11 protein-coding genes are annotated in these 12,101 nt (G+C 34.6%); 6 read left to right on the top strand and 5 right to left on the bottom strand.

What is annotated here, in order from left to right:
• Positions 1-280: 280 nt before the first annotated feature.
• The 5 genes from ACOYLT_RS07360 to nhaA all read left to right on the top strand — a co-directional run bounded on the left by ACOYLT_RS07360 (position 281) and on the right by nhaA (position 6,252).
• The gene (locus ACOYLT_RS07360) at positions 281-664 is read left to right on the top strand and encodes an HU family DNA-binding protein (protein WP_422853216.1); all 384 of its coding nucleotides are present in this window, start codon (positions 281-283) and stop codon (positions 662-664) included.
• A gap of 611 nt (positions 665-1,275) precedes the next feature.
• Positions 1,276-3,807, top strand: coding sequence for a hypothetical protein (locus ACOYLT_RS07355; RefSeq protein WP_422853215.1), 2,532 nt, complete (start codon positions 1,276-1,278; stop codon positions 3,805-3,807).
• Positions 3,808-3,889: 82 nt separating this feature from the next.
• Complete coding sequence (locus tag ACOYLT_RS07350; protein WP_422853214.1) at positions 3,890-4,444, top strand: transposase; 555 nt, start codon at positions 3,890-3,892, stop codon at positions 4,442-4,444.
• A 129-nt stretch (positions 4,445-4,573) separates the two neighbouring features.
• A complete protein-coding gene (locus ACOYLT_RS07345; RefSeq protein WP_422853213.1) occupies positions 4,574-5,086 on the top strand; it encodes a hypothetical protein in 513 nt (170 codons plus the stop codon).
• A 20-nt stretch (positions 5,087-5,106) separates the two neighbouring features.
• A complete protein-coding gene (gene nhaA, locus ACOYLT_RS07340; RefSeq protein WP_422853218.1) occupies positions 5,107-6,252 on the top strand; it encodes a Na+/H+ antiporter NhaA in 1,146 nt (381 codons plus the stop codon).
• A gap of 14 nt (positions 6,253-6,266) precedes the next feature.
• On the opposite strand, the gene ACOYLT_RS07335 is transcribed toward nhaA, so the two are convergent.
• The gene (locus ACOYLT_RS07335) at positions 6,267-8,294 is read right to left on the bottom strand and encodes a hypothetical protein (protein ID WP_422853212.1); all 2,028 of its coding nucleotides are present in this window, start codon (positions 8,292-8,294) and stop codon (positions 6,267-6,269) included.
• 82 nt (positions 8,295-8,376) lie between these two features.
• Complete coding sequence (gene fabG / locus ACOYLT_RS07330) at positions 8,377-9,123, bottom strand: 3-oxoacyl-[acyl-carrier-protein] reductase (protein WP_422853211.1); 747 nt, start codon at positions 9,121-9,123, stop codon at positions 8,377-8,379.
• Between the two features lie 74 nt (positions 9,124-9,197).
• Between fabG and ACOYLT_RS07325 the strand changes: the two genes are divergently transcribed.
• Complete coding sequence (locus ACOYLT_RS07325) at positions 9,198-9,425, top strand: T9SS type A sorting domain-containing protein (protein ID WP_422853217.1); 228 nt, start codon at positions 9,198-9,200, stop codon at positions 9,423-9,425.
• Positions 9,426-9,495: 70 nt separating this feature from the next.
• Here ACOYLT_RS07325 and sucD read toward each other — a convergent pair whose 3' ends face one another.
• The 3 genes from sucD to efp all read right to left on the bottom strand — a co-directional run.
• Positions 9,496-10,368 carry a succinate--CoA ligase subunit alpha gene (sucD, locus tag ACOYLT_RS07320; RefSeq protein ID WP_422853210.1) on the bottom strand — a complete coding sequence of 291 codons (873 nt, stop codon included), beginning with the start codon at positions 10,366-10,368 and terminating at the stop codon, positions 9,496-9,498.
• 182 nt (positions 10,369-10,550) lie between these two features.
• Entirely contained in the window at positions 10,551-11,480 is a 930-nt protein-coding gene (locus tag ACOYLT_RS07315) for a UDP-3-O-(3-hydroxymyristoyl)glucosamine N-acyltransferase (RefSeq protein WP_422853209.1), read from the bottom strand.
• Between the two features lie 64 nt (positions 11,481-11,544).
• A partial coding sequence (gene efp, locus ACOYLT_RS07310; RefSeq protein WP_422853208.1) for an elongation factor P occupies positions 11,545-12,101 on the bottom strand: 557 nt, incomplete at its 5' end.

Genomic DNA, 12,101 nt, shown 5'->3' with positions numbered 1-12,101 from the left:
AGATTTTAAATAGTAAAATTCTAACATCAGTAAATTCTTAACGTCCTTTATTTTAGGGTATTCTTGCGAAATGTTGTTTTGTAAAAAGTTAATAATCAATATTTTAAATTAAACCCCTACTACGTCCCAAAATCTCCATTTTGTTAAAAACTGTAGCTTATTGTGAATAAGTTTGTCTTTTATTATTGGTTGTAAATAGTAATCTTTGTAATAGCAGTAAGACGCTCATTAGCAGTGTACTTAGCTAAATATATTTTATTAATTTAATACATTAAAAATTATGAGTATTAAGTTTAAATCGCAGTCCAGAAAGAATCCTCAGGACATGACTGCACCTGAAAAATTTTATGCCGCTGCAATAGGCAACGGTGAAACTGATATGGAAGCTCTTTCAGAGATGATTGCCTATCAGAGTACTTTAACAGATACTGACTGTTATGCAGTATTGAGATCGTTGGAACACAACATCATCAATGAGCTTAACCAAGGTAGAATTGTTAAATTGGGTAGCTTGGGTAATTTCCAAGTAAGTATTAGTTCTGAAGGTAAAGCAACAGCCGAAGAGGTTTCTGCTGCCGACGTAACTAAAAGCAGAATTCTTTTCCGTCCAGGAAAAAAATTACGCAAATTATTAGGTAATTTATCTTACCAAAAAGCGAGCTAGTAACCCGCCACATCTTAAGGGTCAGATTTAGATGTCCGAAAGCCTCGAGTGTTCCTGCACTCGAGGTTTTTTTTTACCCATTTGTTACGAAAATTTTCGTCAATTCGTCTTGATAAAACTTTTGGTTCGTCCTGACGAACTTAAACACTCGTCCTAACGAGTCAAAAGAACGGTCAGGACGAACTGGAAGAAACCTCTTGAGAAAGAAAAAAGAGAGTAAAATGGCTATTTTATTCCTAAAAAAAGCTCTTTTTTCTATAAAAAAGAATCCATTTTTTGCACAATTTTGAGCTTTTTGGGCATAAAAAAAGCTCAAAAAAAGCAGCTAGTAACCCGTCTTTTTGAGCAAATTTAGATCTTCGAAAGCCTCGAATAGTTCCTGCTATTCGTATCGAATTATGTTGTAAATATAAAAGATTATGGCATTAGTTGTATTTCTTATGTTGAAAAGTCATTAAAATCGCTGCTATCATTGACTTTAGAAGCCATAAGTTTTAAACAAACGGTAAAATTATCAAGGAAAATTAATATGTCTTTACTCCTATTTTCTACTTGAAAATATTTTTTTTGTTGGAGATTATTGATAAGTTTGGTAAAATTATAGTTGCCCCATGAAATACAAAAGCATTAGAGAAGAAGAACTAAAAAACAAAGTAGGTGCTGATTGGTTCAAAACCTTTGACACTACCGAAATCATTGGCAACATCGATTTTACTGTTTTCCCGCAACAAGACAACCTGTTTGGCAGAACGCCGTTGCTCTGGGCAGAAGCCAAAACGGGCAATTTTGATGTGCCGTCTATGTTTGTGCAATTGATACTCACCATTGGCAAGGCGCGCACGTTTGACAAAACGTTACCGCCAGCGTTTTTAGGTGCGTTTGATTTCAAGAAAATAGCTTTTGTGCCTTACATTAATATTCAAGATATTTTTTACATCAACGATTTTAACTGGAATGTAACACCAAGCAACCACGAAACCAAGGAGTTTAAACTAATTAAAGAGCGCATCGAAGCCATTCTTAAAGCCAATACTTTTGAGTTTGATTATTTGGATGACGACAAAGAACTTAACGCTTTTATCAAAAATAATGTTGCCAAAGCCACCACGGCAAACAAACTGAAGATTGACAAAAACAATTTTATCCCGATTTATTTGCGTTGGCTCGAAATAGTAAAACCCATTATCGATGTCAACTGGGACGACCTTAAAAAAGCCAACATCTTTGACAACGATTTTTATCTTGCCGACCTTTTTGTAGACGATAGAGATACCCAAGGCATAGATGATGACCTCTCAATAAGAGACAATCTATTTGTGGTTTTTCAAAACCAAGGTTATCGCATTGCCAAAGAAAACATCAGGCAAATGTTTGATGCCACCATAAATTTAAAAAACAAAGAAACCTATTTGCAGTTTTGGAAACGCTACAAACGTCCGCCAATAAAGGAGTTTCAAGATTATGTCATAGAACGCCGAGATTTATTAGTCTCGCAAGACATTCGCGAACGCAAAGGAGCATTTTTTACGCCACGAAAATGGGTAGAACTTTCTCAAAAATACCTTACCGACTATTTGGGCGAAAACTGGCAAGACGACTATTATATTTGGGATTGTGCGGCAGGCACGGGCAACTTATTAGCAGGATTGACCAATAAATATAATATTTATGCCAGCACGCTAGACCAAGCCGACATCAACGTAATGCACGAACGCATCGACCACGGTGCCAATTTATTGAAAAAAAATGTATTTCAGTTTGATTTCTTGAACGACGAATTTTTCCCCTCCACTGGAGGGGTGTCCGAAGGACGGGGTGGTTCAAAACTGCCACAAAGTCTGCAAGACATTATCAACGACGACGCCAAACGCAAGAAATTGGTGATTTATATTAATCCGCCTTATGCGGAGGCAACTACTGCAAAAACAGTAACTGGCACAGGAGAAAACAAAAGTGGTGTAACAACAAATTTTAAAATAAACGACCAATTAAAACCTAAAATTGGGAATGCTTCCAACGAAATTTTTGCCTTGTTTATGGCAAATATTTATGAAAAAATGCCAGGGTGTATTTTAGGACAATTTTCAACATTGAAATTTGTAAATGGTTCTAATTTCAAAAAATTCAAAGACTATTTTTTAGCCGATTATTGTGGTGGGTTTATAGTTCCAGCAGATACTTTTGATAACGTTAAAGGTAAATTTCCAATTGGTTTTACGATTTGGAACACGACATTCAAATCAAAAATAAAGGAAATTGCTACGGATATTTATGATAAAAATGGTAATTATAATTCCACCAAAAAATTTTATGGAGAATTACCAAATACTATCAATAAATGGATAGTGATGCATCAATCAAAAAAAGAATTATCTGTTGGAACATTATTCTACAGAGGTAATGATTTCCAAAATCAAAATTTTATTTACATTGATTTTGGTAGCACACAAGCACATGATTCCGAACTTTATATAAATGATAAGAATTTAATTTTATGTTGTATTTACTTAACAATTCGTCATTGTATTGAAGCAACATGGCTGAATGACCGCGACCAATTTCTTTACCCAAATGATGATTGGCAAACTGATACAGAGTTTCAAAATGATTGTTTAACTTTTGCATTATTTCATGGCCAAAATAAAATTTCAAATAGCGAAAGCATCAACCATTGGCTTCCATTTACCGAGCAAGAGGTCAATGCGCAAGAAAAGTTTGCGAGCCACTTTATGACTGATTTTATTAAAGGGAAAATAAAAATAGAAGTTCAAAACGAAGATTTGTTTACTAATGAAGTTGTCATTCCGACGAAGGAGGAATCTCATAACATAAGTAACAAATGCGATTCCTCCGTTGTCGGAATGACAAATCAACCATTACTGTTTTCCGAAGAAGCCACCGCCGTTTTTGATGCTGGTCGCGAATTATGGAAATACTATCATGCACAACACGACATCAATGTTAATGCCAGTTTATATGATATTCGTGCCCACTTTCAAGGCCGCAACGAAAAAGGCAGAATGAACACCAAAAGCGATGATGCACACTACATGACCCTCATCGGCGATTTAAGAAAAAGCCTTGTCATCCTCGCCGATAAAATAAAACCAAAGGTGTATGTGTACGAGTTTTTGAAGGAGTAAAAGGGATATTGGTTTTTAAGTTAGCTACTAGGCAGAATTTGTGATAATACCTATCCAATTAAAACAAACCACAAAACACCTTATGGCAAAATTCAACAATAAATATAGAATAGAATCTGCACGATTAGAAAATTGGGATTATTCCCAAGCAGCTGCTTATTTTATAACGATATGCACCGCAAACCGGGAATATTTTTTTGGAACGGTACAAAATAACGCAATGGTTTATTCAGATATTGGGACGATTGTTACCCAAGAATGGGTCAAAACACCCCAAATTAGACCCGATATGAATTTAGATTTGGGCGAATTTATGGTTATGCCCGACCATTTTCATGGGATTATTTTTATTGGGAATAATGATTTTAATTCAAATATCCGTAGAGGCGCCATGCATGGCGCCTCTACGGATGGTATTTACAAAAACGAATTTGGTCCACAATCCAAAAATTTGTCGTCCATAATTCGTGGATTTAAATCGGCGGTGACGGTTCAGGCAAAAAAAATAAATCCCGATTTTGGTTGGCAGGCGCGGTTTCATGATTCAATTATTAGAAATCAGCGATCGTATGATACCATTTCGCAATATATCATTGATAACCCCAAAAAATGGGGCAAGGATGAATTTCATAAATAAAAATATTATTTTTTTTAATAGAAACCATTAATTTATAGACGCCAAGCATGGTGTCTCGACGGAAGATTTCATTATCTTTAGACCACATTAAAAAAAACACAAAACGGTTGTTAATCCTACTATAATTTCATGGAAAATAAGATACTCTTCACCGAAACACAACAATTTAGACAATGGTGGGTTTGGCTTTTAATTTTCCTGCTAAACGGATTATTTTTATATGGCATCTACCAACAAGTGGTGCTCAAAATACCCTTTGGTACTAATCCAACTAGTAATGAAGGATTATATATTGGTTTTGCCCTAATGCTTGCTCTAACGCTATTGTTTTGGGTGATGCAACTACAAACCATAGTAAAAGAAGATGGCATTTATGTGAAGTTCTTTCCTATTCACTTTCGCTATAAAAAATATGCTTGGGACAATTTATCTAAAGTATATGTAAGAGAATATAGTCCACTTACTGAATATGGAGGTTGGGGCATTCGTTTAGGATTATTTGGCAAAGGCAATGCCTATAACGTGAAAGGTAACCAAGGTTTACAATTAGAAATACCAGGAAAAACGAATCTACTCATAGGTACCCAACAACCGGAGGCACTCAAAGCTATTTTAACCCAATTGGGACAATACAAGGCATAACACCTATGCGTAAAAGTGCTATAAAAATCTCAAAGCTATGTAACGAGTTTTTTGAAAGTGAAAAGTCAGGCGGTTTACTTTTGATTGTTTGTACTTTGTTTTCATTGGTATTAACCAATTCATTATTTGGCACTTCCTATCATCATTTATGGACCACGCTACTAGCAGGACATCCTATAGAATTTTGGATAAACGATGGTCTGATGACTATCTTTTTTCTACTCATTGGTTTAGAACTAGAGCGCGAAGTGTATCAAGGTGAATTATCAAACCTCAAAGATGCGTTATTCCCTATTTTTGGAGCTTTGGGTGGGATGATAGTCCCTACACTACTCTATTTGTATTTTAATTTTGGTTCGCCTACCCAATCGGGATTGGGTATTCCAATGGCTACTGATATTGCTTTTGCTTTGGGGATATTATCATTATTAGGCAAAAGAGTGCCCACTTCATTAAAAGTCTTTTTAACGGCCTTGGCCGTGATTGATGATTTAGGCGCTATTCTAGTGATTGCAGTTTTTTATACCAAATCGATAGTAGTGCTGAATTTATTTATTTCCTTGGGTATTTTTGCTTTCCTCTTACTCCTTAATAGATTACGAGTTAGCAACGCTATTCCCTATTTGGTTGGTGGCGTGTTAATGTGGTATTTTATGTTGCATTCGGGCGTTCATGCTAGTATAACGGGTGTTTTATTGGCTTTTGCTATTCCTTTTGGCAATGGTGACAAACAATCTACCTCCTATTGGTTACAACATTGGTTACACAAGCCCGTGGCTTTTGTAGTTCTGCCTTTATTTGCATTAGCCAATACCGCTATTTTCATGAATGGTGATATTAGCGAAATACTTTCACAACCCTATAGCATTGGGATAGCGCTTGGACTTATAGTTGGGAAACCGTTGGGGATTTTTCTATTTACTTATATGGCAGTGTTACTTGGAATTTGTAAACTTCCAAATGATATATCTTGGAAAACTATTGTAAGTGTTGGTTTTTTGGGTGGTATAGGTTTTACAATGTCAATTTTTATTACTCTTTTAGCATTTGACAATGAAAACATCATTAATCATGCAAAATTGATGATATTGCTATCTTCTTTAGTCGCAGGTCTTATAGGCTATTTTAGTTTGAAGCAAACGTTGAAAACAAAGGATTTAGATTAAAAAAATATAGCATTTTATAACATGCCGTTATACTTTCTGATGAACCATTCTGCAGCTAAAGAAAGAACTAATAACACCAATAACCAAATCCAATCTATCAACGGTGACTTCTTAACTATGGTTTTTTGAATGGCTTTATAGCTCTCGTCTTCTAGGAGTTGTTTTACCAAAATACCTACTTTACTAGGCAAATAAGCTCTACCATGCGTTTGATTAGCTAGTTGATTGAGTTTATTCCAATCAGCATTTACGAATTGTTTTTCAATATCAAAGTCTAATACTTCAAAACTACTGCTGTAAACCGAATTAGAGTTCAATTCTTTGACCGTAAACTTATAATTTCCTGCTGCTAAACCATCCAAATTAGCTTGAAACGCATTCGTAGTTCTCAGTAAATCGAAGTTTTTTACTTGTTTGGTTTTGGTATTTGTAACCGCTATTGTCAACCTCGCCTTTTCATCGAGTTCATAATTCTTGTTGAAATATTGTGCCGTAATCTCAATTCCTTCTCCTGAGTTATAAAATCGTTCATGAGTTACTACCATAGATTTACGTGCATTGTTTGATGCTAAATACTGAATGGTTTTGTCTAAGAAAATATCAAAATCAGTAAAGTTCTTCTTGTTGACATAATTCTCAGCGCGCCATTTCCAGATGTTTTCTCCAAATAAGTAAGCCCCTCTTACACCTTGATTCTCAGTAAAGGTTAACAAAGGTTGGTTGGTCGCAATATTTCTAATCGAAGAAGACAATAAAGTATTGATATTCCCTTGAGTTGTTATGGTTCCGAAAGGATTTTCTAAAGGAGGAAATTGTTCAAACCCGATATTATCTAAAGCAAATAAATTGAATTGACTATCAAAGGAAGCCAAATAATCTTCTTTTTGACCACTCGATTTGAAGGTAAAACTATTTTGATTTTGGTTTAAGAAATTAAAATCGGTATCATTTCCTGTGATAATCCAAGTGTTTATTTTAGCCTTAGCATTCTGTTCGAATATGCTTTTGAACGCTACCGTTGGTTGATACAATATCAAAACATTATAATCTGTTAACAATTTGATTTCATTTGGTTTAAGTATCGTTACCTTTCTTTGTACATTAGTCTCAATGCTACGTTTGATAGCTCCTAAATCAGGATGAGCAAAATCGGCAATTAAGGCTACTTCTGTTTTTTGATCAATTACTTCAACGGCAAAATTTTTAGTATTGTTATAAGTGTTTTTTTCCTGTGCTTTGGAACTAATAGTGGCTTTCAAAATTTGCAGTCCTACCCTATCCGCAGGTAATAAAATAGAAATCGTAGCTGATTTTTTAGTAGGAGAAAAAGCAACAGTTTGTTCGGTTAATAAGGTATTGCCTTGCGTTATTTTAAAAGAAGCATTGATAGCTTTTGTTCCAGCATAATTCAAGAATACTTCTACAGGAAATTTATTTTTGTGAAAGGCATACTTGTTTACGTTGAGTTGGGTAATCTTTAAATCCAAATAGGTAATAGTATCGCCAACTACTAGAGGATAGACTTTATTAGCAGGAGTAAACCCAAACACATAATCTTCTCCCGAAGTTTGATTTCCATCTGATAACAAAATCGTCGGAAACGATTGGTTTTTATAGATTTCTTTTAAGCTTTTAGCCACTACATCAATGTTGGATTGTTTACCTTTAAAATCTATAGTATCCGAAGGTGAAAAATCAGTATCAAATTGATAGGTTTGTAAATCAAACTTATCGGAGAGAGCTGTGTTTTCTTTTAGCTTCTCAAACAATTCTAAAGCTATTTTGTTTGCTTTTAGATCGGCTATAGAGGCTGAGTTATCGATAACTATTGGCAATGGGGTTTTAATGGTTTCAATGGTTCTGCGAGAGATTATTGGATTTATCAACAACACTAACAATCCCAACACACTGAAAAAACGCAAAAAAGCCAAAAGCAAAGTGACTTTAGATTTGCTTTTGACTTTATAAATATAATGGTAAAATGAAACACTAGCAGCAATTAGTATTGATACGAGTAATAACAGGATTGTTGATGTGTTCATAGTTTAAGTGTTCAGTATTCAGTTATTAGTGTTCAGTTTTACTGGCTTTCTGCCAACTAATTTCTGAACACTGCTTACTGTTTTAAGTTAGCATTCCACCACACACATTCAATACTTGTCCAGATACATATGCACTCATATCAGAAGCAAAATATAAACATGCATTGGCCACATCTTCTGGAGTACCGCCACGTTTTAACGGAATTGAATCTCTCCAACCTTGTACCACATCATCATTTAGTTTGGCAGTCATTTCTGTTTCAATAAATCCAGGAGCAATGGCATTACAACGAATATTTCTAGAACCTAATTCTAGGGCTACTGATTTAGTAAACCCAATCATTCCAGCTTTTGAAGCCGCATAATTGGCCTGACCAGCATTGCCTTTTACACCCACAACTGAACTCATATTCACGATAGAACCTTTGCGGTTTTTTAGCATAATTTTCTGAACCGCTTTGGTCATATTGAAAACGGATTTTAAGTTGATTTCAATTACTTTATCAAAATCTTCTTCAGACATACGCATTAAAAGGTTGTCTTTGGTAATTCCCGCATTATTTATTAATACATCTACATTTCCAAACTCAGCCATAACATCATCAACTAATTTTTGCGCTTCATTAAAATCAGCGGCGTTTGATTTATATCCTTTGGCTTTGATTCCCATAGCTGATAATTCATTTTCTAAAGCCATAGCACTTTCGGCAGAAGAGCTATAAGTAAAGGCAACATTAGCGCCATGTTGTGCAAAAACTTTAGCAATACCGCTACCAATTCCTCTACTTGCGCCAGTAATAATGGCTACTTTTCCTTCTAATAATTTCATTTGTATAAAAGTTAGTTTTGAATTTTTAATTGAAAGGTCAAATATAGAATAATTTATACTTAGTAAAAAATTACATTTACAATTACTCTGATAGTACAGTTGTTATTCAAATTCCCATGGCCGTTAATGATAGGAATGTTTATTTAATAAATGAATTAGGTCAAACCGTAAAATCAAGTAAAATTTTTCAAGGAAGTACATTATCAGTTATCGAAACAGAAACAATATATAATGGTGTTTATTTTGTAAAAGTTACGGATGGAAAAAATGATAAAACTGTAAAGGTTATAATCAATAAGTAGTTTTTAAAAACAGTATATACAAAAAAAAGCTCCAAAATATTTTGGAGCTTTTATATAATTGAAATGGAAATTATCCCATCACTTCTTTTACTTTCTTACCAATCTCTGCGGGAGAATCCACAACGTGAATACCACATTCTCTCATGATGCGTTTTTTGGCTTCAGCTGTATCGTCAGAACCACCAACAATTGCACCAGCATGTCCCATAGTTCTCCCTTTTGGTGCGGTTTCTCCCGCTATAAAACCAATCACGGGTTTACGATTACCATCAGCTTTTATCCATTTGGCAGCATCTGCTTCTAGTTGGCCACCAATTTCACCAATCATAATGATACATTCCGTTTCTGAGTCATTCATTAATAACTCAACGGCTTCTTTAGTTGTAGTTCCAATAATTGGATCACCCCCAATTCCAATGGCAGTAGTTATTCCCAACCCTTGCTTGACAACTTGATCAGCAGCTTCATAAGTTAATGTTCCAGATTTAGATACAATTCCAACATTTCCTTTTTTGAAAACAAAACCAGGCATGATACCCACTTTTGCTTCACCTGGTGTAATTACTCCAGGGCAATTAGGACCTATTAGTCTACAATTTTTATTTTTAACATAGCCATACGCTTTAATCATATCAGCTACAGGGATACCTTCAGTAATCGTGATAATTACTTTAATTCCTGCATCAGCAGCTTCCATAATGGCATCAGCAGCAAAAGCTGGCGGAACGAAAATAATTGTAGTATCAGCTCCAGCTTGTTCCACAGCGTCTTTTACGGTATTAAATACAGGTCTGTCTAAATGAGTTGTCCCTCCCTTTCCTGGAGTAACACCACCCACCACATTTGTTCCATATTCAATCATTTGAGAGGCATGAAAAGTTCCTTCACTTCCTGTAAATCCTTGTACAATTATTTTTGAATTTTTATTAACTAAAACGCTCATGTTTTTGTATGTTTATTTGTTTTTATTTTAAGTGCTGCAAAAGTAGAAAATAGTAATTAGTAATTAGTGATATGTGATTAGTTTTTTTCGAAATTACTGGTGTTGGCTTATTTGACAACCTCTGCATAATCTTTAAATTCCGTTATAACTATGAAATGTGTCCATAAAATCTATTCTCTAGACTATTTTAATTTATTTAAAATTTCAGGGATTTTTTTAAGATTAGCAAATTGCTTCATTTTCTCACGGGCTTCATCTATAGGGGTTCCATAATAGGTCTTTCCTCCTTCTATGGATTTACTAACTCCAGTTTGACCCAGTACTACAGCTTTGGCTCCAATAGTGATTCCGCTTGTTGTACCTACTTGTCCCCAAAGTGTTACTTCATCCTCAATAATTACACAACCAGCAATCCCTGTTTGAGCGGCAATTAAACATTTTTTTCCAATTATGGTATCATGTCCTACGTGGACTTGATTATCAATCTTTGTTCCAGCACCTATGGTAGTATCACCGGTAACTCCTTTATCAATAGTACACAAAGCACCTATTCCAACATTATCTTCAATGATAACTCTTCCACCCGAAAGTAATTGGTCAAATCCTTCGGGACGTTTTTTATAATAAAAGGCATCAGCACCAAGAATGCTTCCTGAATGAATAATTACATTGTCTCCAATAATGGTATTATCATATACAATTACATTGGCATGCAACAAACAGCTTTTTCCAATAGTTACATTGTTACCTATAAAACAATTTGGTTGAATAACCGTTCCGTCTCCTATTTTGGCGGAAGCCGAAACACTTGCTGTAGCAGCAACAAAGGGTCTGAAATATTTAGTAAGTGTATTAAAATCTCTAAAAGGATCATCAGAAATCAACAACGCTTTTCCAATTGGACAATCTACTTCTTTGTTAATTAAGATAATAGTCGCTGCTGATTTTAATGCTTTATCATAATACTTTGGATGATCAACAAAAACAATATCACCTGGTGCTACTACATGAATTTCATTCATGCCATGAACTTCAAAATCATCCGAACCAACAAATTGGCAACCGATAATAGTAGCGATTTCTTTTAGTGTATGTATTCTTGAAAATTTCATTTTTTATAATGTTCAGTTTTTAGTGTTCAGTTTTATCTGCTAACTAAACACAGCGTACTGATTACTATTCTTTAACTCTTTCCATATAAGAACCAGTAGCGGTATCAATTTTGATTTTATCACCTTCGTTGATAAATAAAGGAACGTTAACCGAGGCTCCAGTTTCTACTTTAGCAGGTTTAGTAGCATTGGTTGCTGTATTTCCTTTTACTCCTGGTTCTGCATAAGTAACTTCTAAAACAATAGAAGCTGGCATATCTACAGAAAGTGGTAATTCTGTTTCTGTATTAATTTGAACCATAACGTTTGTTCCTTCTTTCAATAAATCGGGAGCATCTAATATATCTTTATTTAAAGTTATTTGCTCATAGGATTCAGTGTTCATAAAATGAAATTGATCACCTTCGGCATATAAGTATTGAAAATTTTGAGTTTCAACCCTAACCGTATCAATTTTATGTCCAGCTGAAAATGTATTGTCTAATACTTTTCCATTGGTTAAACTTTTTAATTTAGTTCTTACAAAAGCGGGACCTTTCCCCGGTTTTACGTGAAGAAATTCAATGATTTTATAAATATCGTGATTGAACTTGATGCATAATCCGTTTCTAATATCTGATG

Origin of the sequence: Flavobacterium sp. (assembly GCF_049318185.1) — a bacterium.
Classification (GTDB): Bacteria; Bacteroidota; Bacteroidia; order Flavobacteriales; family Flavobacteriaceae; genus Flavobacterium.
Note: the sequence above shows the minus strand (reverse complement) of the source record. Positions and strands in the feature narration are given on the sequence as shown.